The following is a 23,456-nucleotide window of genomic DNA, read 5'->3' as shown; positions in this document are numbered from 1 at the left end:
CTTAACAGATAAATCAAGTTATATACTAGAAAATTCATAAAATATATTTTTAATGTCATAATCGTTTAAATTTTCTTGATTGACATTTATTTACAAAAAATATTGCCATTTAAAAAGAAAAGTGACATATGGCTTCCTCGTGTATGATTAGGGTGTATTTTAAATAGTTGCAGAAAGTAGGTAAAAGTTTTGAGAGTTGCATACATACGTGTCTCATCGATCGATCAAAATGAACAACGCCAGATTGAAGAAATGAAAAAATTCGGTGCAGAGAGAATTTTCATCGAGAAACAATCTGGCGCAACGATTACTCATCGACCTGTTTTCCAAGAAGCATTAGATTACGTCCGAGATCAAGATATTTTTATTGTGGAAGCTATTGATCGACTTGGAAGAAATTATGACGAGATCATCGCTTCAGTCAATTACTTGAAGAAGAAAAATGTGAAGCTGATCATTACTAGTTTACCGATCATGGCTGAAGCAATTGGCAATCCTCTCCTGGATAAATTCATTAAGGATCTGATCATCCAAATTTTGGCCATGATCGCTGAACAAGAACGGACTGAATCGAAACGTCGCCAGGCACAAGGAATTAAGATCGCAAAAGCAAACGGCGTCTACAAAGGGCGGCCCAAATTATACAGTGCAGACGCAAAAGATCCCCAACGTCGCCTTGTTTACAAAAGCATCGTTGAAGATCTTAAAAATGGTGTTGCGATTGCTAAGATTGCTAAAGACTACAATGTTACGAGACAAACCGTGTATAGAATAAAAAAAGACAGCATGGTCAATGACAAATAGTTGATCATGCTGCTTTTATTATCTTCTCATCTTTAATTTCCTACATATAATTACTATCTATAAAATTAAGTCTTACTCAGAACAGATAAAGCATAAAATTCCAACAAACCATTTTTTACTTAACTAAATAAAGAGTCTGTTAATATAATCTTCACTTATTTACGTTAATCCCCTACTGTATTTGTTGGTTCCTTATCTATATTTTCTACAAAATCCTTATTATCTTGTGATTTAGCTTCGTATAATTCTTTGTATGTCGACACATTGGTTATACTAATTCCTATAGCTAGTTCTTGAGACTCTACTTTTCTCTCTAGCTCCTTTGACAAAGTGATTTGAGATTTATTTGGTTCCGTTGGAGTCAATTCTATAGATTCTTCATAAAAATCTCTATACATAAAGCTATCATTAATTTTATAAAAAAAATTAAATGTTTTTAGCACTGCCATATAACATTCAAAACATTCTTCTATAGTTGGTTTACTTCCTTGAGGAGAATGAACCAATTTATTACGTTTTTCTATGAAATTTTTAATTTCCTTTCTTATTTCTTTCGGAAACTCAATATTAAAGTACCCTTTAAACATGCTCCCTAATAATTTGTCTACAGGGGGAGATTGTAAATTCTCAAATATTAGAGTTAAATCAGGTTTCTCTTGTTGATAAAATTCCTTTACCCCTATTTCACAGGCTGTAATTATCGAAATAAACCTATCTCTAGTATTTGATATATTTTTACTTCTTTTAAGGAGTATAAGAGAAAAGGGGATACTTTCGTGTCCATGCATGTAATTAACTAATTGTTGAGCTTCAGAAGTTATATCTCTAATTATATAGTTAACGGAATTAGGAAGTGTCTTTAACTCTAATGAAATTTCTATCCAATTACTATCTTCTAATCTGTATATGCTCGAAGTATAATTTGATTCGTCAGCAAGCATCGCTACATCCCAAACACTGATCATAAAATCTTTTAAACGTTCAATCATTTCAGCAATATTGCTAAAATCAGCTAATTTTTCTTTAGAATAAAAAAAACATTTATATCAGAATCAATAAATTCTATTTTTTTTATTACTATATCGTCATCATTATCTTGACCATTTATGTTTATTGTTCCCTGAGTGGGGAGTACTTCTTTCAAATTCAAGTTAAATTTATATTCCATTACTTCTCCTCCAATATATAAAAATTACTTAACTGTATCCAAATTTAATATGTAAATAAATCATTAATTTTTAGCTAAATTCTATGAGAAGTTTATTTTTGTTGTTTTTGCTAATTAACTAAAACTAGTACAAAAAATTTAAAATAGATTATTAAACCTATTGCTTATTCTATTCAGTCATATATATAAGCGTCATCCTTTAGTAACTAACATCCCACACTACAATAGTATTATAACATATCTATTCAACTTCAAATTGTTGAAATTTAAGCCATTTATATTTACTTTTCCTCAACTTTAGAAATGATTTTACTAACCTTATATCCGTAATACGCGTAACAAACACATTCATTAATAACAATCAACACTAAGCTATATTAGCTTTTTAAATGACTAGGGTAAATAAAATAAGGATCAAAAACTTTTAAGTTTCTGACCCTTTCCTTACTTCCGATTGGTTAATAGTGATCTTTTGCAGAATAAATAAATATCGTTTCATTTTCAACTCTATATATCAGTCTATGTTCATCTGTAATTCTTCTGGACCATTTTCCAGATAAATCATGCTTTAATGGCTCAGGTTTTCCTAATCCAGCAAAGGGGGAACGATCGATATCTTTTATTAACTTGTTAATCTTTTTTATATTGCTTTTGTTTCCTTGCTCATGCCAATAAAGATAATCATCCCAAGCATCATCAGACCAAGCCTTAATCATCAGATTCAACCTCGATTAAGTCATGTGTTTTAAATGCACCTTTGGAGAATTGTTCATCTCCTCGACGAATTTTTTCCATGACGTAATTATTAGAAAGTGTTCTCAACGTTTCTTGCATAGAATCATAATCTCTTTTTGATAATACAACAACTGTATCTTCTACATCTTTACTTGTTACAATAAGTGTTTCAGCATCCTCATTAACTTGTTTCATATAACTACGTAAATTTTGGCGGAAATTTGAATAAGCTACTGCTTCCATTCCTTTCACCCCTTATTTATTTCTATAAAACAATTGTACATTATATTGTACAATTAAGCAAATGATTAATATTCTAACTTCTTATAATTAAAAGTGCTATCACTTTTAGTTTTTAGGATAAAAAGTGACGTCACTTTTTGAGTGCTGGTACCTCAAATCCTGCTTTTTCTTGGGCAATCAATAAATCTAACGCAATACACATAATCCTGGATTCACTTTTGCCGTACTTCTGCTTTAGTTGCTGCAATTCTTTTTGTCTCTTTTCATCCAACGTCACGGGTAACCGTTTATTTCCTATTGCAATTGGCATTAGTACTCTCTCCTTTCATCGAAATAACCCTATTAAAAATATGGCTGCAATCAACTTGAATATTAGACTCACAAGGGTTAACACAAAGCGCCAAAAGATCAAACAAAATACCAGTATTCCTAAGAATACTACGAAGTTTAAATGTAGAGCTGCACCATGACGCATAAGTATCTCGCCAACAAACAGTACGAACAATAGAGGAATGATTTTATTCATATGGATCTCCTTCTTTCTCTTAGGTTATCGGGCTTTGCCCGCTTATTTCGCACCACCTAAGCGGCGGGGGCGGTTGGATCGATTGGTGCGAAATAAGAACCATTCCCTTAATTTCAAGGTTTTTTGTTCTTATTTCACACATCCTCACTTTTCGGTATAAATGGTTATTGACCTTTTTTCCTTTCAAATCGTTGATATGGCATTCGTTTACGGTCAAGTTCATTTTGGATTTCTTCTGTATCGTCGTAAGTGTAGGTGTCTAAAAAATCAGTTAAAGTCGTGTACCAGTCGTCGCCTGGGTTATCTACTTCTTCTACATATTCCCTCAAAAATGCTTCGGGTACAGTGAGTTCATAATCCATTCCCATTAACACGATAGATTCCGTCCCACACGTCAAAAATCTAGTAAATACAAGGTAATAATCGTCTACCGTCGCATCTTTGCTGTTTAGCTCTTCCATTTCTTCTTCCATTAATTCCATGCTCTCAAAAATTGAATAATATTCTGATTCTGAGTAATAGTGTTTCCTGCAAATCGTGTAGCTGACAAAGTTTTCGACCAGCTCACTCCTTTCTAGGTAAACATTCATGATATATTTTTCTGTTTCTAGTCGTAGAAGCTCCGCTCCTTTTTTTAATGTGTCAGGACGACGTTTATACACGTCTAAACGATTATGGCTGACTGTAACCTTCGTTTGACTCGTTTCACTTTCCATATACAACTGTTCTTCCACTCTTTGAATAAAGTACTTCATTTCTTCCATACAACTAAAGTCTTTTTGAATCCGTCTGATTACTTCATTCAAGTGTTCTTTGTTTGTTAAAAATTGCGAAACATCTTCTGTTGTTAGCTGATAAACCACCTTATTCATTATCTTTCTCCTCCGATTCAATCGTATAAAATGCACCATTTTTTTCGATATTTTCAAAAGTATCTAGCCAGTCGCTAGCCATTGCTTTAGCTTTCTTAATCTGTGCGAATTTTGCATAAGTCAGTTCTAAGGCTTGATATTCGGAAGGTTTGATAGTGCTTGGTTTGACACCTACTTCCAAGCATAGTAAGGCTTGGAAAAACCATTTTCCATTTTGTTTTTTCAGTTCTTCCAGTGTTCGATAGTACGTCGCAATGAGATTCATTTCGACACCTGATTCAATCATTTCTTCCACTGCGACTGACAATTTTTCCTTGTAATGTTTTTTGGGTACACGTGTTTCATGGTATAGGAACGTCATATCCTCCATTTTTTGTGCCATTTTATCCAAAGGTAATTTGACAAATTCGTCATAGTAATTTTGAGCCATATTTTTTCTCCTTTTTAGTTCTCTAATTTGGTTAACCAATATTCGATTTCATAAGTTTCCATGTTTTCTTGATAATGCAGTTCATATCCTGCAATCTTCACTAGGTCTTCAAATAGCATAGTCGGTGCATCCTCTACTAAAGGGGTTTCTATCGTCCAGTACCGCGGAATAAGTAAAGCTTCTGCTACTTTTTCAGAAATGACTTCTTTGTCCACCAAAATTTGAACGACTTCTTTTACAGTCAATAATTTGTGTTGTGTTTTCATCACCGTTTCTTTACTTTCTCATCAATCAAAACATAATCGCCATAAGACAAGGTATATTTTTTCCCGCATGTTGGACATTGATACAAACGATAGCTTTTGATACATTTCGCTCTTTCTCCACAATCGCATTCGACAGTATGTGGTGCATGATAGTTTGGGAATAATTCGCTGAAGGGAACACCCCAATAATCAAATTTCTTTCGCATGATTGATTCTGCCTCCTCTTAGGAAAGGTTTTATTTCCTTTCGTTAGTTCTTTCTTTATTGATTTGTTGGCCAGAATGAATCAACGAAAAGCGACAAGGACAAGGGCGCGCAGCGTGCCATTTACCCTTGTCCTTGTCGCTTTTTGGTGATAAAAGGCAACTTGTTGCCGGTCTGGCAAATCAATAAAGAGATAGCGAACAGGAACGAACCTTTTGGTGAGAGGAAGTTTTTTCTATTTTGTCTTGCTTTGCAAGACACCATATCTTAGTGAACGTGCAACGTTCACTTCCTTTCTTCTCGAACGGCGGTGGCGGTTGGAGTGAGAGAAAGGTTTTTCAATTGAGAAGGCACTTGTGTCTTCCTAAAAAGGTCTTTTCCTGTTTCTATGTAAAACAAAAAGAGCTGCAATCCTCATTTAGGACTGCAGCTCTTCTTTTATATGCCCATCGATCGCGTAAAATGATCGGGGTTTCTAATTTGCATCGATTCAATGACTAATTGATTCCGTTTATTGAAATGACCTGTGACGGCAATATTGTATTTTCCATCATCCATAATTAACAATTTATCGATAATTTCAATATCTGCAACTACACAATTAATCGATTCATGAATTGTTTGTAAAGTAAAGCGAACCAATAATGGTTGTGTTTTTATTACTCGGATTTTATCAAGCAAACCAACATATTTGTTCATCACGATCACCTCGCTAAAATTATAGCAAAAACAGCTAAAATTGAGAATTTTTATTCGATTTTAGATATGCTATAATGATCAAGACAGTAAAGTTTGTGACGGTGGCTATCCGATTGAAAGTGAGGTGGTGCGTATGTGCGTACTTCCAAAATCTTACAGAAAGGAGAAGCCTTTTGCCTGTTGAAACGGCGCTAGGATTAATGATTAGTTTCGGTTCTTTGATCGCAACAATCATTTTTGGAATCTTAGCAGTTGTAAACAACAATCAAAAAAAATAACCGTCAGCTTTAGCCGGTCGACGATTATTTTTCAAAAATAATATTAAGCTGGTCACCGTCTTAAACGGTGCTGTTAGGGGAGTTGTTAGCGCAACTCCTCTTTTCGTATCCATTATAACAACTTTATTGATCTTTTACAATCAGAATGGTAAATCATCATCACTAATATCGATTGATTGTCCGCCAAATGGATTTTGTGAAGCGTTCAATCCATTGTTGTTAGGCGTAGCTACATCCCGTTGTTCAAAGGTGGTAGGGCTTGGACTGCTGGACGATTGATCAGCGTGCGCACGGCTTTCTGTCGCTGCTTTACTTTCTAATAGTTGGAAATTATCGGCCACAACTTCTGTCACATACACACGTTGTCCTTGTTGGTTATCGTAGGTTCGGGTTTGAATCCGTCCAACAACGCCGATCAAACTGCCCTTTTTAGCTAATGTCGCCATCGTTTCTGCTGGTTTGCGCCAAATCACACAGTTAATAAAATCAGCTTCTCGATTGCCGTTTTGATTCGTGAAATTTCGGTTGACAGCTAGGGTAAAAGTCGCTACTGCAGTACCACTCGCGGTATAACGTAAATCTGGATCTTTGGTTAAGCGTCCTACTAAAGTTACATTATTGATCATCTTTATCTCTCCATTTCTTGATTCATTTGTTGTGATCTTTTAAACTGCCGTTTTCTTTCTTGATTTTCAATTTTGATCACACTTTTCATTAGGTGATCAATTTCGTTGACTGTATCTGTAAATGAAATGGAATTCGCAAACGTGTTAACTGAGCGATATTTTTCCCACTGCTTTTCCAAATAGTCATTTCCTCTGATCTTATCCATTTCTCTTTCATAATAAAAGGACAACGGTTTTGTATCCCCACGTTTTGTAAATGTATTTCGAACACTTTTGTATAACTCTTTCGTATCGATATTTTCTAGTTTCGGAATGGTAAATAAGTCGTAGTAATCTTTTGCTCTCGAATTATCTGTGCCAAAGCTGAACGTAGCACTTAGCTTTTCTGCAATAATTTGTTCTGTTGGATAAGCTGGAATCTCCACTTTTTTATCTTCAAACATTAATTGGTGATAGTGTGTATCTACTTCAGGATAAATAGAATCTCCTGTTGTCACGTCCATTTTAAACGGTACACGTACTTTCTCTAAATTAGCCACCAATTTAATTTGAAATCCAGGATAAAAATCGGCTTCTCTTGTTTCCTTCATTCCTTGAATAGAGAAAACAATGCCTTCTTTTGTGGGTTTTCTAGTTAAATCATTAAAAATGCTCTTCAATTTTTCTTCAGTTAATTTGCTATTTCTAAATGTCGTATCGATATCAATTGTTGTCCTTCTATCGATTCCATATTTTGATCCTAATAAAAAGCCGCCTTTCAAAATGAAGTCATTTTTGTACTTTGATTCAGAAATTTGTTCAATTAGACGATCCATCATAAAATGCCGTTGCACTAACTGTGCATTTAATCCTGTACTCTTTGCTAAATTTCTTGTTTTTGCTGCAAATTGTGTCGGTGTCATCTTTTTCCTCCATCAATATAAGCTTTGCATGTGGTATTTCATTTCTTTTTCTACATGTAGTTTTGTCATGTAATCTCTTAATTTACTTGGATCTCTCAATGGGTCTTCCATGTACTCTTTTAATGCTTCTAATTTCATTTCATATTCAAATTCATATCTCGGATTCCAAATATCACAAAGTGTACGCTCTTTATCATACATAGTAATAGGATTTCCTTGAAAGGAAGTTCCCTCTACTTTTCCTAGTTCATAAACTTCTTTCTTCACGAAATGAAATTGTAACTGCTGCTCTTTTGTAATTGAACGATCAACGTTATAGCCATGGGGAAAAGTTAAGTGAATGAATTTCGGCATATTCGTAGAAAGCTGGTAAATATCTAAAGTCGTTTCATGAGAGAAGATTCCCCTGGAAAATCGTTGCTGAAGCCAAAATAAATCATCTATTCCATGACCATCCTCTACATAATAACCACGATCAACTTTGATCAATTTTCCTTGATTCACCAATCTTTGTACAGTGGTTGCTGCGATTCCAAATTTCCTGGCTTCCTTCATAGATAAATTTCCATCGCGAATAGCCAACAATTCTTTCAGTTTATCTTGCATTTACTTCCCCTCCCTTCGTTACAAATACACTACATCAAATATATCATAGTAGTTTATTTGTAACAAGATTAACGTCTATCGATCTAATTCGATTTCTTTTTGAATGCGCTGCTGGTTCTTTAATTGTTGCAGTCTTCTTTTATTTGCACGTAATTTCTCTTGTTCTAAACGAATTTTTGCTTTTTGATTTTCGATTTCTTGTTGTTTGTGTGTTGTATTTCGCATAGGATAACCCCTTCATTATTTTGTAGTGCGGCGTGTTCTTTTCTTATAGTTCGTTTTTTTCTTTTCAGAAAATTCAAAGCCTGTTGTAAAGTCTTCTTTTAAAACGATCGTTGCTTCAAACGAACCTTTCTGACCTTTTAGTCCTCTGACTGATTGGCTTGTTCGGCCGTTTTGAATGATCTCTTTCAGTTGTGTGGCTGTGAGTTTCTTTTTGGCAATCGTTGTCCATAATTTAAAATCACAGGCTTCAGACGTACATGCCGCCACATTTTGATAAAGCAAGACTTCTTGTTCCCGACATTTTGGACAAACACCTAAATGACGCGTTGCTTCCTGTTTTTCACTGGCTGCTTTCACCTCTTGTAACGTTGATCCAAAATCTGTTGACTGGATTTGTCCCGGTACGACTTCCAACAAGTGAGAGACAAATTTTTGGATATTAGCTAAGAAAGTAGCTTGTGTTCCTTTCTGCTCACCAATCTTTAATAAGTAACTTTCCCATTTGGCGGTCATTTCGGCACTTGTTAGCAGCGGCTCTTTTTCCACGGCTTGGCAAAGTAAAATCCCTTTATTTGTCACCACAAGCTTATTTTTTTCTACCTTGATATATTCCTTTTGTTTCAAAGTTTCAATAATATTTGCTCGTGTTGCTTCTGTACCGATTCCTTCTACTTCTTTCAATATGGATTGTGCTTCTTCGCTATCCACGGTTTTTCCAGCTGTTTTCATCGCTGTGATCAACGTACCTTCGGTATAAGGTTGTGGTGGCTTCGTTTCTTTTTCAAGGACTTGTAGATCTACCGTCACCGCTTCTCCTTTTGTCACTTTAGGAAGTAGCGGTTCTTCTTCCTTTTCTTTTCTGTCGCTCTCTTTGCCAAACAGCTTTTTCCAACCTAGATCTACTGGTACTTTTCCGACTGTCTTTAGCTGAAGCTGCTGAACTTGCGTCAAGATCGTTGTTTCTTCATAGGTATACTTTTCCGCAAACATGGCCACCGTTGTTTTTAACACTTGTTCATAAATAGCCTGCTGCAGTGGACTTAATTGTTCAAAAGCCGCTGCCGTCATGACCGTCTTTGTAGGAATGATCGCGTAATGTTCCTGGACTTTCTTATTATTCACATATCGACTATTCGGTGTATGAATAGGAGTAGGAATGGCTTCGGCCTTTAAAAAGTGTTTGTATTCGTCTAAGTGATCCAACAGATACGCATACTCCCCTTCTGTAATATAAGGGGTATCTGTTCGTGGGTAGCTTAGATATTTCCCTTCATACAACCCTTGCATGGCTTCCAAAGTATCTTTGGCACTAGCTTTCATGAGCTGATTCATTTTAGATTGAAGGCTGGATAGAGAAAAAAGACGTGGACTTGCCGCACTTTTTTTCTCGGTTTCAACTTGGTGGATCGTACCTGGCTGTTTTCCCAATTGAACCCCCTTTTCTTTTAAATAATCTTCAAATGCTTCTTGCGTCGCTTGGGTTTCATTCGGATCAAGCTTCGCATCAAATGCGCCATTTTGAGCGATTACTTGGGCTTTTCCTTCAAAATATGGTTCTTTTTGGAAGTTTCTAATCTTTTCCTGTAATTGATAAATCATGTAAAGCGTTGGGGTTTGGACTCTGCCTAAGGAAAAACTTCCTGGTATGCCTTTTTGCTGCAAGAGTAAACTATACAGCGGGCTACCGTTCATGCCGATCAACCAATCGGCGATCTGGCGTGCTTGTGCTTCTTCAAATTTTGGGTAGGTCTCTTCTGCATCTCGTAACTGCTGGAATCCCTGATAAATGGCTTCTTTTTCTAAGGAGTTGATCCAAAGTCTTTTAAATATCTTTCCATGATCGGCGCCTGCTTGTTGAATGATCGTCCAAGCTATCAGTTCCCCTTCACGATCGCTATCTGTCGCAATAATAATGGTGTCGGCCGATTGAAGTTGCTGTTTCACCACCTTGAATTGCTTTTTCTTATCTTTAGGAACATGATAGTGATAATGTGTAGGGAAAATAGGCAAATGCTCTAATGACCATTGTTTCCAATTTTCATCGTACATATCGGGCGAATCTAACTCGACTAAATGACCAAAACCATACGTGATCACAGTTTCTCCTGAAAACAATCGATCTTGGATCTCAAAATACCCATCTTTTCGGGTAGCTTTAGAAAAGCTATCGGCATAAGCCTTCGCTTGTGACGGTTTTTCTGCTAAAATAACGGTTTTCATCATGACGATTTCACTCCCTTTCTTGCTGTCTACCTTGTTGAAACAACATGGCACGTTTTTGCTTTCTGATCTCTTGTTGGTAGATTTCATGCTTCAATTGATCATTCCAATCCTTTTTTACTTCAGGTACAAATTCATGTTCATGATTTTTATAGCCTTTGTAGTATTGTTCTGCTTTATAAGAGAAAAGAATCTGAGCATTAATATCCCCTTTTTCTTGATAAAAACGATCAAAATCGTACGTACCATCCACGCGTTCACAAGCTTTTAATTCTTTTGCGACTTCTCTACAAATATCTTTCAAATTAATAGCTTCTATTGAATCGTTAACAGAAAGCTGCTGACCAAAAGACGCATTTACTTTGTGAGCGGAAACCAATTGGTTCGTTAATTGCAGATTGTTTTCTGTCTTGTGTATGGCCATAATAGCTTCTGGTGTGATCTTTTCTTCTTTTGCGACTTCTTCATAAATGACTTTGTATTCTTTTGGCACTTGCCAATCATTAGCGATTCCTCGTTCACAACGTACTTTCTGATTCGTAAATGGATCAACTGCGCCCATTAATTGTTCTTTTTCGTAGAAAATATGTCCTGCACGGTCATTATCCACACAAATCTCGATGGATTGAGGAAAGGCTTGTTTCTTTCTCAATTCAGATACTGCCTCACCAAAATAATGACTGATCACATGGTGTTTTAACCCTTCCATCGAAACTAACCACGTATCGTTTAACTGATCACGATTTAGTGCAGCATAGCTAAGTAAATCAATACTACTCTCAAAAAATTTTAACTGCTTAGGGTCACCGATCTTTAGGTTAAAGCCATGATTCGCTGTCGAATTTTTATCTATATGCTTATATGTGCCTCTCTCACCAAAACGTTCATAATCAATGAACGTTCCTTGATAACTCGCCCCTACTGTCTCATTTGTCTGTGGATCTTTCCATAAAAAGGCGACCGCATGATCTAAACGATCGTCTCGAACTAAGAAATTTTGCCGTTCATGTTTTGGCTTTAGTTCGGCAATCAACCCTTCTTTTTCTGCATAATCAATCAGCCACTCTGGTAGTTTTCGTTCTTCCTTCAGATAATTCCTTCCTTTTTCTGTGAGTGGTTGATAATCAACGGGGTGATCTTTGTACTTTTCTGTCTCAAAATGAAGATTTTCTACTCGTTCTGTTTTGTCTTCATTCTTTAGAATAAAATCTGTGGCTGCTTTAAATTGTTGCTTAGAGTCTTGGATCTCTTTGTCTATGAAAAAAAGTTTAGCTAATTCAATAATGTCGCCACTAATATTTTGACTGTTCCAATAAAAACGTTGTTTTCTTCGATCAAAAACAAATGAATCATGGTCTTCTAAGCGATAGTCTCGTCCTTTATTGACTACAGCCATTCCATTGTTTCGAGCAAAATCCACTATATCGATCTGTTTACATCGATCAATAAGACTCATTTTTTTTTCGGTCATTTTCAAACCTCCCAAAAGAAAAAAGACTATCCGTTTTTCAGATAGTCTTTTTTACTTGTTTTATACGCGTTCTTTTTGTGACAATTGTTGTTCATAATAGATTTCATTTTTTCGTTTGGCCACTTCTGACACTGTTTCAAGTGAAAATCGGAATGGATTTCCTAGCGCAAATTCTTCTGAAGGTAACGCCGTTTGAATCTCTTTTCCATAACTTTTTCCTTTTAAAATCACTTGATTATGCTGCGGATCTTCAATAAACGCCGCATCCTTCAAATGTAACGTTCGACCCGTATCTTCTTCCATTACTTTCCCGTCTTTCTTGTCGATCCAAAGTGAACCAACGGGCACAATATTCTTATTCTCTGCCGTTTCTACAGTATTTTTATGCTCCTGCTTCACTTCTGCTGGTTGGATCTCTGGTTCTCTTTCTCTGTATTGATTGATTTCATTAGAAATGGTTTGAATGAATTCATTTGCGACACGGCTGACATCATTCATGATTTTCCCACGTTCCGCCGCTTCCTTATCATCCAACGTCTGACCATTCTTCGTCCATGCTGCAATATAAGGAATAGCTTTCTCCGAAGTGTCCATTCCAAAATGTTTGCACACAATATAAGAAGTCATTTCTGCCTGCAATTCTTTAGTTGCGGTATCTAATTCTGAAAATTTGTGCATTCTTGCATGGGCTAATTCATGAATACTTGTAGCTAAATGCTGCGTAGGAGTATTTCGAGTATTCATGACGATTTCTTCTTCGCCAGTAAATTCGTTACGAACATACGCCCCCCGTGCTTGTCCTAATTCTCTTTGATAGACTTCACTTTCTGTCATATCTCGAATTTGTATTCCAATATTGTTGGCTACCGCTTGAATCCCAGCTTGAAGTTCTGACTGTCCTTTTTTATCCAATTGAAAATCAAAGACACGGTTCGGAAAGATTTTCGGATAGTCTTCAGGTTTTAACTGTGTTTGTGTGATATCAAACACTTTTTCAATCGTGTAGTAAGGTTTTTTGATCACTTCGATTTGACCACTTTCGATTCGTTTTTTATCTTCTGGTGTAGCTTCTGTTTCTCGAACAAAGCCACGTCCTTTCTCATAAAATCCTTTGACCGTTTTTCTGACAAAGATCTTGTTCCCTTGTTCCCCTTTTTTGATATAGATTCCTTCTTTTTTCAACGCAGCACGACCTAAACAAGCCGTTGCACCTGGAAATTGTTCCTCAATCAATAATTGATTTCTAAAGGATCGTTCTGGAAAACGAGACATAAAATTCAAAAGTTCTTTCACGTCTTCAGGAGAATGGGTATGCTTTTTCACCGCATCCAGTGCCTGTTGCGAAAGGGATTTGACTTCTTGCTTAATCTCTTCTGCCGTTCGTTTTTGATAGCCCTTTTGTTTTGTTTTTGTTTCTTTCGACTGCATTTGTTCTTTCGAAACAGGTTCATTTTTGACCGTTTGTTTTTGTTCCTTTTCAGGTACTTGTTCGCACAATTTTGCTAACTCTAAATAGATGGGTTGATTACTGTTGACGCCATCCCCTAGATCCATTCGGATCTGATCGACTACTTCTCCGTTCTTCACTTCTTCAAAATAGAATTTATAATAACCTGCTTCTGCGGCGTATTGGTTATCCAACGTTTTGAGTTGATCGATCAATTCTAATGTTACGATCTCCCCACCATAACTTTTCAATCCTTTTTCTGGATCATTTTCGTTGAATTCTACTCGATAGAAATGATCGTTTTCTTTCTCCTTCAAAGAATCAGTTGGCGCAGCCTCTTCAAGTAATTCACGAACAGCTGCTTTTTCCTCTTCCGACGTGGCTTGGTATTTTTTTGATTCCTCAAATCCCCCGTTTTCATTCAGTTCTAAAGCAACTTTTCGATAGTCTTTCAAAAAATAAATGGTTGGATTTTTTTTCCATTGCGTCACTCGTCCGCTGTCAATAATTGCTTGTACTTCAGGAAGAAGATTTTCTTTTCCTTTTTCTGATCTTTCTTTCAGCTGTTCTAATGTTTCCAATTTCCGTTGGTATTTTCGGATCGTAGCGGCTGAAAAAGTCGATTCACCTTTTTCAAAGCGTTCGATTTCTTCTTTGATTCTTGGAATATTTTCGATTGTCATATCCAGGCCGCCGTACTTGTTATAGCCCATTTCCTTTAGCTCTTCTTGTCTTTCAAGTTTTTCTACCTGTTTTTCTTGTTGCTTGATCTCTTCTCTCAGACTATGCACTTTGTTTTCTAAACGTTCTTGTTGCCTAAACCAAGAATGCCCATTTCTCTTATCGTTCATTGGCTGACCGTTGGTCTTTCTCTGGTGTTCAAACATCTTCTCAATTTGTTCGTTTAATTCATTTTGCAATCGTACTAATTTTCTTTTGGATTTTCCCAAGCGACTATTGTCTAGTGGTTCTTTTTCTTCTGCCATGTCCGTTTCCTCCTCGTAAAATATCATTTGTCTAATAGTTTTTATTCAAAATGTTTCTAGATTATAAAATTTATTGAATAACACATTCCTAACGGAATTTGTTTCGATATTGTGTGATTTCTCAGAGTACAATGGATGTATGGAAAGGATCCAACGGGAATTTGCTATTTCCTCCTGTAGCGTTTGTCTACCCTGTTTAGTCTGTTACCCGAACCACTGTTATCACTACCAACTCATTAGCTGTTTCGATAATGGACTAGACTTTCAAATAGTAGTTTGGAAGGCAGCTTCTAGCTCTTTTATCACCGTATTCTATTAGGCGAGGTTGTGGCTATACAGTGAGTTTCTGGGAAATCCCACAGTATCGAAGCATTTTCCAAAATTTATATCGAAAGGAGGTCCTTCTTCCATGAAATTATTTGTCGGTATTGACGTTAGCTCTGAAAAACTAGATGTTTGTTTTTTAACAGACGACAATCAATTGTCTATCTTATCTGAAATCTCTGTTGCCAATGACATCGAAGGTGCTTCATTCATACGAGAAACAATTCTTGAATTCAATGACAGCTACCACTTTGATCAAATTGTGATTGGCATGGAGTCAACGTCCATGTACAGCTTCCATCCTTCCATGTTTTTTCATGAAGATGAGAAACTAAAGAAGCTCAACACACTTGTAACGATTGAAAATCCTTTTCGGGTGAAACAATTTAGTCGCATGTTTGATGAGAATAAAACTGATCGAAACGATGCATTAAGAATCGCTGATTTCTTGCGTATTCAACGATTCACAACTTCCCCTATCAAAGAAGAGAAATACATGGCCTTACAGCGTTTAACACGTACTCGCTATCAACTTATTAAGCAATTGATTCGTACAAAGCAACATTTTCTTGAAAATCTAACGTACAAATGTAATACGCTTGCTCGAGAAATGCGAGACGAATCGACGAGTCTTTTTAGTGCAACCCTCATTTCACTCATGACGGAAGATTTCACATTGGATGAACTTGCTGAGCTTCCTTTAGAAGCTTTCTGTGATTTACTTCAAGAAAAAGGAAAAGGCCGTTTCAAGCAACCAGAAAAAATCGCTAAAGCAATTCAACGTGCAATTACCATGAGTTACCGCCTAGGTGCTCTTGCACAAGAATCAATTAATGTTGTTTTAAGTGTTCTCGTACGAGAAATACGAGCACTTGAAAAAAATATCAAAGAATTAGATAAAGCCATCGAACAAGTAATTGTTGTCATTCCAGAATATCAATGCTTAACCAGTATTCCAGGCGTTGGTAAAGTCTATGCTGCCGGTTTAATCGCTGAAATTGGTCAAATCGAAAGATTTGAAGATCAGACAAAATTGGCAAAATACGCTGGATTAAGTTGGAAAGTGAACCAATCTGGAAACTATCAGTCGCAAAATACACCTCTGACAAAACAAGGAAATCGATATTTTAGATACTACTTAGTTGAAGCTGCCAACTCTGTAAAAAATTATCTTCCTGAATACAAAGCTTTTTATCAAAGTAAATATAAGGAGGTTCCAAAGCATCAACACAAACGTGCACTCGTCCTAACCGCAAGAAAATTTACGCGTCTGGTGGATACGCTACTACGTAAACACCAACTCTATACGCCACCAAGGAGTGTGATAGAGAAATAACAATCCGTTATTGACGCAAATCCTTGAATCAACCCGAAAAAAATTTGATTTTGATCGGGTCTAGTTTCGTGCGCTTCAAAACATATTACTCAATAAAGAAAATCTTAAATTTCATCTTGACTTATCACCATTAGACTAAACAAATGGATAATCTTCTGCCGCATCGACGAACGTCTTCGTAGTCAGATTTAACGTTAAAATATCGCCACTTTGATACGCTTTTGCCGCTTTGTCTGTGACGACAAAAGCTCTGCCCGTTTGAATTTCTGTCACAAAAACGAGATTGTCTCTGCTTTTTTCAACAACAACTCCAATCGTTGAATAAGCCATTTCTTCTTCCTCCCTTCTCTTTCTTTTGATATAATGTAGTCGCAAATCGCACCACTCATTGAATTGGCGGAAAACAATTCATTGAAAAAAAGAGTCCTGGACAATTACGTTCAGGACTCTTTTACTTCTTTTATTCACTTAACAACTAACATTCTGTGAGTGAAATAGACTCTTCAATGCTTTTACACGGGAAGTTATTGATCCCCTCTTCATTCATTTCCCAAGTAGTATAATAAGGCGCTAACTTGCCCTCATATTCTTGAATGATAAAATATTTTTCACCCTTCACATGATTACAACAGTACACACCAGTAGCTGAGTACTCAACGACTAAAAATTGATTTGGATCAAACTGTTCGTTTCTCAACATTTCTCTTATCTGAAACAAATGCTCTTTTTCTAAACAATCGGGAAGTTGTTCGATTCGTTCTTCTCTTAATGATCCTTCTATAACTTTCCATTGATCTAAATATTGTTTCATTGCTATTCCTCCTACTGTCTTTACTGTCTTTCTTGTTCCATTTGAATTCTTCGTTGTTGCTCTTCGTAGGCTTTACTTGCGTGGTATTTTTCTTCATGGGCATTAATCGTTCGATTTAATTGACGCAAACTCCGTTGCGTGACAACTCTTTGTTGGAATTGTTTCCTGCGCTTCATGAATTCTTCGTAACTATATTTGTATTCATTCGTTGGTAACTGTTTAAGCGTTCGAAAGGATCGTTCATTGTAAATAGATTGCATCTGATCCATACTTTCTATTAAAGGTTTTATTTGACTATCCTGTTTCTTCAGTTCTGTTAGAATGGCATTTCCTGTGCGCTTCTTCAAATCAAAGAGAGCATTTTTTTCTGCATCCTTTGATTCTCTCTTGCTTTCCCCATAAAGACTTTTTGCTTCTTCTTTCAATGATTTTGAAATCTGTATATATTCTTGATATTCAGGTTCTTTTGTTAACACATATTTGGTTAACTCATCGAGTTTCTCTCTTGTGTATGGTGAAAGTTTGGTTCGTTTTTCATCCCCATAATGCCATTCCGAACGTTTGTCAGGTAGGGTTTTATATACTTCATTTAATAAGTTCATTGCGTGTCGATCGTAACGCGCTGGCTCTTTTACCACTTTTGTTAAGGTGTTACGCAAATCACTTTTCCGCGTCAATAAATTTCGTTTCTCCATACCAATCATTCGATCCTTTTCATAAGAAAAACGTTCTAACTCATGTACATAATTGGTCTTCATTGCGTCTAATGTTGCTTGTCTTCTCTTACCTTTCGGTACGATATAACTCACACCATTTTCAACCTCCGTGTAAGGTTTACGCGTATTTTCTTTTTCAACAACTGCAAAATGAATATGGATATGCTTAGTGTTACGGTGAATCGTTGCCATCCAGTAACCTGTTTCATTCAATTGTTCTTTCTCGAATAATGTCTCCATCATTTTTCTTCCAGCTGCTTTTAATCCTTCTTCATCTAAGGTATCTGTTTTGGGATCGTACAAGCCCATTTTTTCAAGATACGAATTGTCGTGAGAGACAACATCTTGATAAATGATTGAGCCTTTTTGTTGCCCTCTTTGGAAGATTTGTTTGATCTCCTTCAGATCACTTCCTTTCACTTCGTCTGAAGCCATAGAAAAAACTCCAGGAAGATTTCCTGAAGCTTTTTTATGTGGCTCTGTTTGATATTTTTTCATTGCTTGGTTCAACCGTTGGTATTCTTTTTGTTCCCTTTGCGTCAGTTCTTTCTTTTGTTCTAACGCATAGTGACGGGTCATATAAGAAAGATATTTGGTAAAATCTTGTTCCTCTAACTTGTCAAAATTGATTCCATGTTCCATCAACGATTGAGCTTCATTCGACGTTTCACTGAATTCTTTATCTGTCTTACTCTCCGAAAAAGTTTCTCCTTCAGGAATATAAAAATCCTCTAAAGCATTCTTGATTCGTTGCAGTTCCTGTTCTTCGTCCGGCGTGCGTCGTTCCTTTTCTTCCAGCGCTTTTTCTCTTGTCATATAATCAATGTATGTTGAAAAAGATTTTTTATTGGGCAAGGTAAATTGACAAGTGAGAATGACTGCAGGCGATTTATTCATCATGTTCCCCTTCTACTTTTTATCTTTTTAAAAACTTTGTTGGATCAAACGGGTCTACTCTGGCATGAACAGATTCATTTATTGGTTTCTTGATCTTAGGAGAATACTTTTTCGTTTGATTCGCTTTTATTTTCCCTTCCACACGCTCTTTTGCTTCTTGATAGACAGTTGAATTTGTACCAATTAGTATTCCTGTATCTTTCAAATGAAGATCCGCAAACTCTGAAACCATTTCGGTTAATATAGAAATTTCTTTTCCCATTGCATTCAATTTAATTTGAATTGGATTTATTTTTTCTTCGATTTTTGGATCATACATCATACACAAATGTCTGACTGCTTCACTATAATTAGATATATCTTCATGAGTAGAAATTATTTCATCAAGTACTTCGATATGCATATCGTAAAGATATACATGTTTTCTTGTTGCTTTTGCCAAAATTGATTTCCTCCTTTTATAAATTCACAATACTATTTTTATTATTCAATTAACAAGGCGATTAATTGATTATTTGTTGCAATATATTCTTCTAAAATTTTCGTATTATAAGTTTGAATATCCACAAATTTTTCTAACAACCGATCAAATTGATCTTTTCTATGATCCATAAGTTCATGGTCAAAATCATTTTCAATCAAAACTTTTAGGTATCGATTTCGGCTCCATTTAGTCCCGGTGCGTTCACTTAATTCAATACATCTTCGGTCAATTCTTTGAATCGTTTTTTCATCAATATCTCTTATTTTTACTTCCATAAATATCTCCTTTTCACTATATGTTATAGCGTGTGTAGCAATGTGTGTAGCTACACACATTGCTACACACATTTGAATTTTACTACCCACAAATGAACTTTTTGCTGCCCACATTCATATTTTTGCTACCCATAAACCTACACATAAATTGAAAATTTTGGGGTCATTTATTTTTTTCAGAAACGTGATAGGCACAGCCTATCTACCCACTTTATTTTGAAAGTGGGTACACGTTTCCTTATGCTCTTTAAAAATTAAGGTTATTTGTGTATTTAGACAATAAAAAATCCTTCTAACTTTGTCGATTAGAAGGAAATATTTTGTCATATGAAAAATGAATTTAAGAAAAAGTGTATGCTATAATTGATACGCTGTCTTCCTGTTTGGTTGAAATCTTCAGCCAGAAAGGAGGAGTGTTAAATGTTTTATGTGCTTGATGTTTGCGTTAGAATCGTGGTTAATGTTTTCTCCCATCTCATTAACAAATGGTTAAGGTGATATAGCTGATTCATAAGCATTTTTTATATACTTTTTTCACATAAAATACTCCTGTTTTTTATTTGTTATCAGCTGTAAAATATTTTTTAGCAGCTACATATAGAGCTTCAAATGATCTGAATTTTAAAGTATCTAAATTCTTTCGACCATTCTTCAACTCAGATATTGTTGTGTTAGATAAATTCACTTCTCGACATATTTCTTTAGCTTTTACAACTTTGAGATAGGCTTTAATCAATACTTTCTGCTCAGCGAAAGTATCTTTGTCAGCCAAGTTTGTTCGCTTCATTTTTTCACTCCACCTGTCCTTCTAAATCTTTTCTTTTGTCATACGATCAATTTTTTCTTGAAGTTTTTGAATGATCTCTTCTTGATCTTTCAGTTGCGTTTTCGATGTTTCAATTTCTTGCTGGTAGCTATTAATCTTGTTTTCAGTATTTTCCTGATCATCTGCGACTTGATAAGGCAATTGATCTTTTAGCTTCTTCACTAATTCTTCATTCAAATCAATGGTTGCTTGGAAAGATTCCATTTGTTTTTGAGCTGCTTTTTGTTCTTTCTTGTATCCTTTCACTTTGTAATTGATCGCGTGTTGTTCATAATCTTCATCTTTCACTTGATCTTTAACCTTATCTTCGTGCACGTAATAAATCAGATCTTGTGGTTCTTGCATATCCACTTTTGGATCAATTTTTTCAGGAATAATGGTTAAACGCATGGCGATATATTCTTCTGGTACATGCGTTAGCTTCACTGCAAAATAATCATCAGACACCTTAATCACTTTGGCTCGTATTGCTTGATAATCCCCTTTAGCTGTCTTTACTTCTACGCGATAATTAAGATTAGCCAGTTCTTTTAACAAGCTTTGATCTTCATCATCGATCGCAAATTCAAAAACTAATTGCTGGTTCGCTCCTTTTTCTTTTGAAACCATTGTCAGCTCTTTCGTGTTTAAAAAGGCGTTCGTGCTTACCTCATCTGGTATATCTACCTTCTGATTCGTATAAATCGGACTAGCAAGAATCAAAAAGCCGAGAATCATAAAGATTCCCAGCCATCTAAGATAACTTTTTCGTTTTTTGAAACGTTGTCTTTCTCCTTTTTTCTTACTCATTTTCTTCCTCCTAACGAGTGAAATAACTAAAGTCTATGACTTTCCATTGACCATCTACTTGTTTTTCAGTGACAGTTAATCCACCTTTTATTTTTTGTGGTTTGACATCTTTGAATTGCGGATTGCCGATTGTATAATCAACAAATACGACAAAATTTTGTTCCTCTTTTACACTGCTTGTTTGAGCGTAAGTTTGCACGTCACCTAATGTAAAGGAGTAACTTCCGTAATCATCATGTTGGTGATCATCGTCTGTAGGACTTAATTTGTCGATCACTTCTTGGGTTGCGACATCTTTTAGTTTTTCCGTTAATTCATTTCTGCTTAATGATTTATCAATGGCCAATTGACCGAACTCTTCTGCCGTCTTTCTTTGTGCTTCAGTTACTTCCTCTTTTGCTTTTGTGCCATCTTGTTGCTTCAGCTGATCGATTTCTTGGTTTTTCTCATTGATGGTTTGATTTAACTTGTCGATCTTCGCCTGTGCCTCAGAGGAATTTTTTTTGAGCTTCTCAGACGCGTTTTTAGCCACTTCTTCAATTTTATAGGTATTTGCTGCTTGTTCCTCTTTCAGCTGCCAAAACAACGCAATATTGCCGATTAAACTAACGCTAATTGCAGCTGTTAAGACGATTTTTAACGTTTTATTTTCCATATTTTTTCTCCTGATCTATTTTTTACTGCTATTCAAAAATGGTAACGGATCGATCCATGTACCATCATCAATGAATGCATGTCCTTGTGCTTGACGCCAATCCATTCGAGTAAATCCTAAATGCAAGTGTGCTGTATCTCGTATCCCAATTACTTGACCAACTTTCACTTGATCGCCTACTTTCACTCGAGAATTTCCTGTACTATTTGCAAATTCTTGATACACCATATTCAAGCCATCGTAATTAATCACGATCACACACGCGCCCAAACCTGAAATACCAGGATTGCCAACGTACACGACTTTTCCGCCATGAACCGCATGAATCTCACTTCCTGGATGATCAACTGAACCAAAATCTAATCCATCATGGAAGCCGTTCGGACGGAATTCACCGCCTGGATTCGTTCCAAATAATTGACCACCGCTGAAGGAACTTTTATCTAAACTGCTGCCAGGGAATGGATTCGTCCATTCACCAGTAATCGTGCCGTTGTTATTGCCACCTTCACCCCAATGTTTGATGGCGAATTCATCATATTCGGTTAATTTATTAGAAGTGATAATTGACATACAACCTGTATAATACGGACTATCTTCCGTAATTCCTGCAGCGGCATAACCGCCTCGTCCTAAGATCAATAAGCTTGCGCCAGGGCTTTTATTTCCTACACAAGCATTAAAATTGGATTGTGTGGCTACCATAAAGCCGTAATAGGAAAATGCAGCTTTTGAGTTGGGAAACTTCATGTACCAGCCACCTTCAATGCCACCAATTCCTCGTGCAGTTCCTTTAGGAAACAGACAACCATCAAACCAAGTAATCCCAAAATAGTTGAGATCATTTCTTGCGGACGCCGATGTACCAAACGCTGATTCGTAACCGTATTGCGAAAGGATCACACTTGGTAATAATTTATATTTCACTGCTGCACCTACGGCATATTGCGCAATCTCATCAGAAAAAGGGCCTCTTCCTTTGATTTCTTTATAAATCGGTAAGCCTTCCGAATATTCTCCTGTAAAAGCTTCGCCACCACTGCTTGAATCTGAATCCGAATTATCAATCGAGCCCGCCGCAAGTATTAGAAATAGGGTCACGAACACAGTGATCAAAATAGTAATCAAACCTGCAGAAGTACCAAACAACCACAAAAATAAGCGCCGCTTTGCACGACGCTTAACATACTGCTTGATTAAACTTTCATTTTGGTTTTCCATTATTTTCCTCCATCAAACAATTTTAATTGACGTTTGTTCGGACTAAAATGAACACGAATGGTTTCTTTTGAGCCAAAATTGATCACAGCGTCTCCTTGATTTTGTTGAGGAATGGATTCTAATTCTGAGTTCGTCATTGATTTACCCACTAATCCTTCTATATGACGTAAAATAGATTCATCCATACGCATAAAGATCTTCGTAGAAGAAAATTCAAAGACTTTCTTCAGTTTCGAGAAGTTATCAGAAGACATATTTTCTGGCACCATTTCTTGTGGGGATTGTGTAGCTAAAACAGTCATTGCTTCTACTTTACGCATTTCTCGTTGAAAGTTTGTGACATAATTTACCGTTTCAATAAAATCTGGATTAATCGATACTGATAGGTAAGAGTTTGATATTATCTCCGTCTTT

General features: G+C 36.1%; 30 protein-coding genes and 1 pseudogene. 3 read left to right on the top strand and 28 right to left on the bottom strand.

All coding sequences use genetic code 11. From position 1 onward, the window contains the following. Positions 1-189 precede the first annotated feature (189 nt). Entirely contained in the window at positions 190-804 is a 615-nt protein-coding gene (locus ACIFUW_RS14060; RefSeq protein WP_001261742.1) for a recombinase family protein, read from the top strand. A gap of 164 nt (positions 805-968) precedes the next feature. On the opposite strand, the gene ACIFUW_RS14055 is transcribed toward ACIFUW_RS14060, so the two are convergent. The 11 genes from ACIFUW_RS14055 to ACIFUW_RS14005 all read right to left on the bottom strand — a co-directional run bounded on the left by ACIFUW_RS14055 (position 969) and on the right by ACIFUW_RS14005 (position 5,947). Continuing rightward, positions 969-1,793, bottom strand: a complete 825-nt coding sequence (locus ACIFUW_RS14055) for a hypothetical protein (protein WP_001809248.1) — start codon at positions 1,791-1,793, stop codon at positions 969-971. Between the two features lie 23 nt (positions 1,794-1,816). After that, positions 1,817-1,972 (bottom strand): hypothetical protein, encoded by a 156-nt coding sequence (locus ACIFUW_RS14050; protein ID WP_002347142.1) that lies wholly within the window; start codon positions 1,970-1,972, stop codon positions 1,817-1,819. Positions 1,973-2,430: 458 nt separating this feature from the next. Then, a complete protein-coding gene (locus ACIFUW_RS14045) occupies positions 2,431-2,688 on the bottom strand; it encodes a Txe/YoeB family addiction module toxin (RefSeq protein ID WP_000588503.1) in 258 nt (85 codons plus the stop codon). Further along, on the bottom strand, positions 2,681-2,950 hold the full coding sequence (locus tag ACIFUW_RS14040; RefSeq protein WP_000388479.1) for a type II toxin-antitoxin system Phd/YefM family antitoxin: 270 nt from the start codon (positions 2,948-2,950) through the stop codon (positions 2,681-2,683). The genes ACIFUW_RS14045 and ACIFUW_RS14040 overlap by 8 nt, the downstream gene beginning before the upstream one ends. A gap of 130 nt (positions 2,951-3,080) precedes the next feature. After that, a complete protein-coding gene (locus tag ACIFUW_RS14035; RefSeq protein WP_001120991.1) occupies positions 3,081-3,260 on the bottom strand; it encodes a hypothetical protein in 180 nt (59 codons plus the stop codon). A gap of 15 nt (positions 3,261-3,275) precedes the next feature. After that, positions 3,276-3,476: a hypothetical protein gene (locus tag ACIFUW_RS14030; RefSeq protein WP_002347143.1), complete on the bottom strand. Its 201-nt coding sequence runs from the start codon at positions 3,474-3,476 to the stop codon at positions 3,276-3,278. Positions 3,477-3,640: 164 nt separating this feature from the next. Continuing rightward, positions 3,641-4,348, bottom strand: coding sequence for a hypothetical protein (locus ACIFUW_RS14025; RefSeq protein WP_002303117.1), 708 nt, complete (start codon positions 4,346-4,348; stop codon positions 3,641-3,643). Continuing rightward, positions 4,341-4,778 carry a hypothetical protein gene (locus tag ACIFUW_RS14020; protein ID WP_002300851.1) on the bottom strand — a complete coding sequence of 146 codons (438 nt, stop codon included), beginning with the start codon at positions 4,776-4,778 and terminating at the stop codon, positions 4,341-4,343. The genes ACIFUW_RS14025 and ACIFUW_RS14020 overlap by 8 nt, the downstream gene beginning before the upstream one ends. Before the next feature lie 14 nt (positions 4,779-4,792). Continuing rightward, on the bottom strand, positions 4,793-5,044 hold the full coding sequence (locus tag ACIFUW_RS14015; protein WP_002296238.1) for a hypothetical protein: 252 nt from the start codon (positions 5,042-5,044) through the stop codon (positions 4,793-4,795). Then, positions 5,044-5,250, bottom strand: a complete 207-nt coding sequence (locus ACIFUW_RS14010) for a hypothetical protein (RefSeq protein ID WP_002347218.1) — start codon at positions 5,248-5,250, stop codon at positions 5,044-5,046. Before ACIFUW_RS14010 ends, ACIFUW_RS14015 begins: the two co-directional genes overlap by 1 nt. Before the next feature lie 436 nt (positions 5,251-5,686). After that, complete coding sequence (locus ACIFUW_RS14005) at positions 5,687-5,947, bottom strand: hypothetical protein (protein WP_002295623.1); 261 nt, start codon at positions 5,945-5,947, stop codon at positions 5,687-5,689. Between the two features lie 173 nt (positions 5,948-6,120). On the opposite strand from ACIFUW_RS14005, the gene comI reads away from it, so the two are divergent. Then, positions 6,121-6,225, top strand: a complete 105-nt coding sequence (gene comI / locus ACIFUW_RS14000) for a competence inhibitor ComI (RefSeq protein ID WP_008274030.1) — start codon at positions 6,121-6,123, stop codon at positions 6,223-6,225. 140 nt (positions 6,226-6,365) lie between these two features. Here comI and ssb read toward each other — a convergent pair whose 3' ends face one another. The 7 genes from ssb to ACIFUW_RS13965 form a co-directional block, all read right to left on the bottom strand. Next, complete coding sequence (ssb, locus tag ACIFUW_RS13995) at positions 6,366-6,851, bottom strand: single-stranded DNA-binding protein (RefSeq protein ID WP_002303313.1); 486 nt, start codon at positions 6,849-6,851, stop codon at positions 6,366-6,368. 2 nt (positions 6,852-6,853) lie between these two features. Continuing rightward, the gene (locus ACIFUW_RS13990) at positions 6,854-7,753 is read right to left on the bottom strand and encodes a nucleotidyl transferase AbiEii/AbiGii toxin family protein (RefSeq protein WP_002303312.1); all 900 of its coding nucleotides are present in this window, start codon (positions 7,751-7,753) and stop codon (positions 6,854-6,856) included. A 12-nt stretch (positions 7,754-7,765) separates the two neighbouring features. After that, on the bottom strand, positions 7,766-8,359 hold the full coding sequence (locus tag ACIFUW_RS13985; RefSeq protein ID WP_002303311.1) for a type IV toxin-antitoxin system AbiEi family antitoxin domain-containing protein: 594 nt from the start codon (positions 8,357-8,359) through the stop codon (positions 7,766-7,768). 75 nt (positions 8,360-8,434) lie between these two features. Continuing rightward, complete coding sequence (locus ACIFUW_RS13980) at positions 8,435-8,584, bottom strand: hypothetical protein (RefSeq protein WP_002303309.1); 150 nt, start codon at positions 8,582-8,584, stop codon at positions 8,435-8,437. 15 nt (positions 8,585-8,599) lie between these two features. Beyond that, the gene (locus ACIFUW_RS13975) at positions 8,600-10,804 is read right to left on the bottom strand and encodes a type IA DNA topoisomerase (RefSeq protein ID WP_002305772.1); all 2,205 of its coding nucleotides are present in this window, start codon (positions 10,802-10,804) and stop codon (positions 8,600-8,602) included. A 10-nt stretch (positions 10,805-10,814) separates the two neighbouring features. After that, positions 10,815-12,275 carry a toprim domain-containing protein gene (locus tag ACIFUW_RS13970; protein ID WP_002347152.1) on the bottom strand — a complete coding sequence of 487 codons (1,461 nt, stop codon included), beginning with the start codon at positions 12,273-12,275 and terminating at the stop codon, positions 10,815-10,817. 60 nt (positions 12,276-12,335) lie between these two features. Beyond that, entirely contained in the window at positions 12,336-14,708 is a 2,373-nt protein-coding gene (locus ACIFUW_RS13965) for an ArdC-like ssDNA-binding domain-containing protein (protein WP_002305801.1), read from the bottom strand. 409 nt (positions 14,709-15,117) lie between these two features. On the opposite strand from ACIFUW_RS13965, the gene ACIFUW_RS13960 reads away from it, so the two are divergent. Then, on the top strand, positions 15,118-16,368 hold the full coding sequence (locus tag ACIFUW_RS13960) for an IS110 family transposase (RefSeq protein ID WP_002297404.1): 1,251 nt from the start codon (positions 15,118-15,120) through the stop codon (positions 16,366-16,368). 135 nt (positions 16,369-16,503) lie between these two features. On the opposite strand, the gene ACIFUW_RS13955 is transcribed toward ACIFUW_RS13960, so the two are convergent. The 10 genes and pseudogenes from ACIFUW_RS13955 to ACIFUW_RS13910 form a co-directional block, all read right to left on the bottom strand. Next, positions 16,504-16,698: a hypothetical protein gene (locus ACIFUW_RS13955; RefSeq protein WP_002302840.1), complete on the bottom strand. Its 195-nt coding sequence runs from the start codon at positions 16,696-16,698 to the stop codon at positions 16,504-16,506. Positions 16,699-16,843: 145 nt separating this feature from the next. Further along, positions 16,844-17,179: a hypothetical protein gene (locus ACIFUW_RS13950; protein WP_002302842.1), complete on the bottom strand. Its 336-nt coding sequence runs from the start codon at positions 17,177-17,179 to the stop codon at positions 16,844-16,846. Between the two features lie 20 nt (positions 17,180-17,199). Beyond that, the gene (mobP2, locus tag ACIFUW_RS13945; RefSeq protein ID WP_033582318.1) at positions 17,200-18,792 is read right to left on the bottom strand and encodes a MobP2 family relaxase; all 1,593 of its coding nucleotides are present in this window, start codon (positions 18,790-18,792) and stop codon (positions 17,200-17,202) included. Between the two features lie 19 nt (positions 18,793-18,811). Beyond that, complete coding sequence (locus ACIFUW_RS13940; protein ID WP_002302844.1) at positions 18,812-19,234, bottom strand: hypothetical protein; 423 nt, start codon at positions 19,232-19,234, stop codon at positions 18,812-18,814. Positions 19,235-19,275: 41 nt separating this feature from the next. Continuing rightward, positions 19,276-19,551, bottom strand: a complete 276-nt coding sequence (locus ACIFUW_RS13935; protein ID WP_002302849.1) for a hypothetical protein — start codon at positions 19,549-19,551, stop codon at positions 19,276-19,278. Positions 19,552-20,107: 556 nt separating this feature from the next. Continuing rightward, positions 20,108-20,338: a hypothetical protein gene (locus ACIFUW_RS13930; protein WP_002313120.1), complete on the bottom strand. Its 231-nt coding sequence runs from the start codon at positions 20,336-20,338 to the stop codon at positions 20,108-20,110. A 21-nt stretch (positions 20,339-20,359) separates the two neighbouring features. Continuing rightward, positions 20,360-21,166 carry a hypothetical protein gene (locus tag ACIFUW_RS13925; RefSeq protein ID WP_010729790.1) on the bottom strand — a complete coding sequence of 269 codons (807 nt, stop codon included), beginning with the start codon at positions 21,164-21,166 and terminating at the stop codon, positions 20,360-20,362. A gap of 10 nt (positions 21,167-21,176) precedes the next feature. Beyond that, positions 21,177-21,821, bottom strand: a complete 645-nt coding sequence (locus ACIFUW_RS13920; protein ID WP_002296371.1) for a hypothetical protein — start codon at positions 21,819-21,821, stop codon at positions 21,177-21,179. A gap of 15 nt (positions 21,822-21,836) precedes the next feature. Next, a complete protein-coding gene (locus ACIFUW_RS13915) occupies positions 21,837-23,042 on the bottom strand; it encodes a glucosaminidase domain-containing protein (RefSeq protein ID WP_002296365.1) in 1,206 nt (401 codons plus the stop codon). Beyond that, positions 23,042-23,419, bottom strand: a pseudogene (locus ACIFUW_RS13910) (ATPase); the annotation flags it as partial. The gene ACIFUW_RS13915 and the pseudogene ACIFUW_RS13910, both read right to left, overlap by 1 nt. Between the last annotated feature and the right edge of the window lie 37 nt (positions 23,420-23,456).

This window comes from Enterococcus sp. PLH-Efm8, from assembly GCF_053011625.1.
The sequence above is the reverse complement of the archived record's forward strand: the minus strand, read 5'-3'. Positions and strand labels throughout refer to the sequence as shown.

Coding starts and splice junctions, on each gene's coding strand:
- ACIFUW_RS14005 (WP_002295623.1), bottom strand. CDS start 5,947: ATGAACAAATATGTTGGTTTGCTTGATAAAATCCGAGTAATAAAAACA.
- ACIFUW_RS13960 (WP_002297404.1), top strand. CDS start 15,118: ATGAAATTATTTGTCGGTATTGACGTTAGCTCTGAAAAACTAGATGTT.
- ACIFUW_RS13950 (WP_002302842.1), bottom strand. CDS start 17,179: ATGAAACAATATTTAGATCAATGGAAAGTTATAGAAGGATCATTAAGA.
- ACIFUW_RS14050 (WP_002347142.1), bottom strand. CDS start 1,972: ATGGAATATAAATTTAACTTGAATTTGAAAGAAGTACTCCCCACTCAG.
- ACIFUW_RS14040 (WP_000388479.1), bottom strand. CDS start 2,950: ATGGAAGCAGTAGCTTATTCAAATTTCCGCCAAAATTTACGTAGTTAT.
- ACIFUW_RS14055 (WP_001809248.1), bottom strand. CDS start 1,793: ATGATTGAACGTTTAAAAGATTTTATGATCAGTGTTTGGGATGTAGCG.
- ACIFUW_RS13955 (WP_002302840.1), bottom strand. CDS start 16,698: ATGGCTTATTCAACGATTGGAGTTGTTGTTGAAAAAAGCAGAGACAAT.
- ACIFUW_RS13935 (WP_002302849.1), bottom strand. CDS start 19,551: ATGGAAGTAAAAATAAGAGATATTGATGAAAAAACGATTCAAAGAATT.
- ACIFUW_RS13920 (WP_002296371.1), bottom strand. CDS start 21,821: ATGGAAAATAAAACGTTAAAAATCGTCTTAACAGCTGCAATTAGCGTT.
- ACIFUW_RS13915 (WP_002296365.1), bottom strand. CDS start 23,042: ATGGAAAACCAAAATGAAAGTTTAATCAAGCAGTATGTTAAGCGTCGT.
- ACIFUW_RS14015 (WP_002296238.1), bottom strand. CDS start 5,044: ATGAAAACACAACACAAATTATTGACTGTAAAAGAAGTCGTTCAAATT.
- ACIFUW_RS13980 (WP_002303309.1), bottom strand. CDS start 8,584: ATGCGAAATACAACACACAAACAACAAGAAATCGAAAATCAAAAAGCA.
- ACIFUW_RS13990 (WP_002303312.1), bottom strand. CDS start 7,753: ATGACACCGACACAATTTGCAGCAAAAACAAGAAATTTAGCAAAGAGT.
- ACIFUW_RS13930 (WP_002313120.1), bottom strand. CDS start 20,338: ATGAAGCGAACAAACTTGGCTGACAAAGATACTTTCGCTGAGCAGAAA.
- ACIFUW_RS13970 (WP_002347152.1), bottom strand. CDS start 12,275: ATGACCGAAAAAAAAATGAGTCTTATTGATCGATGTAAACAGATCGAT.
- ACIFUW_RS14035 (WP_001120991.1), bottom strand. CDS start 3,260: ATGCCAATTGCAATAGGAAATAAACGGTTACCCGTGACGTTGGATGAA.
- mobP2 (WP_033582318.1), bottom strand. CDS start 18,792: ATGAATAAATCGCCTGCAGTCATTCTCACTTGTCAATTTACCTTGCCC.
- ACIFUW_RS13925 (WP_010729790.1), bottom strand. CDS start 21,166: ATGAGTAAGAAAAAAGGAGAAAGACAACGTTTCAAAAAACGAAAAAGT.
- ACIFUW_RS14025 (WP_002303117.1), bottom strand. CDS start 4,348: ATGAATAAGGTGGTTTATCAGCTAACAACAGAAGATGTTTCGCAATTT.
- ACIFUW_RS14010 (WP_002347218.1), bottom strand. CDS start 5,250: ATGCGAAAGAAATTTGATTATTGGGGTGTTCCCTTCAGCGAATTATTC.
- ACIFUW_RS14020 (WP_002300851.1), bottom strand. CDS start 4,778: ATGGCTCAAAATTACTATGACGAATTTGTCAAATTACCTTTGGATAAA.
- ssb (WP_002303313.1), bottom strand. CDS start 6,851: ATGATCAATAATGTAACTTTAGTAGGACGCTTAACCAAAGATCCAGAT.
- ACIFUW_RS13975 (WP_002305772.1), bottom strand. CDS start 10,804: ATGAAAACCGTTATTTTAGCAGAAAAACCGTCACAAGCGAAGGCTTAT.
- ACIFUW_RS13965 (WP_002305801.1), bottom strand. CDS start 14,708: ATGGCAGAAGAAAAAGAACCACTAGACAATAGTCGCTTGGGAAAATCC.
- ACIFUW_RS13985 (WP_002303311.1), bottom strand. CDS start 8,359: ATGCAAGATAAACTGAAAGAATTGTTGGCTATTCGCGATGGAAATTTA.
- ACIFUW_RS14030 (WP_002347143.1), bottom strand. CDS start 3,476: ATGAATAAAATCATTCCTCTATTGTTCGTACTGTTTGTTGGCGAGATA.
- ACIFUW_RS14045 (WP_000588503.1), bottom strand. CDS start 2,688: ATGATTAAGGCTTGGTCTGATGATGCTTGGGATGATTATCTTTATTGG.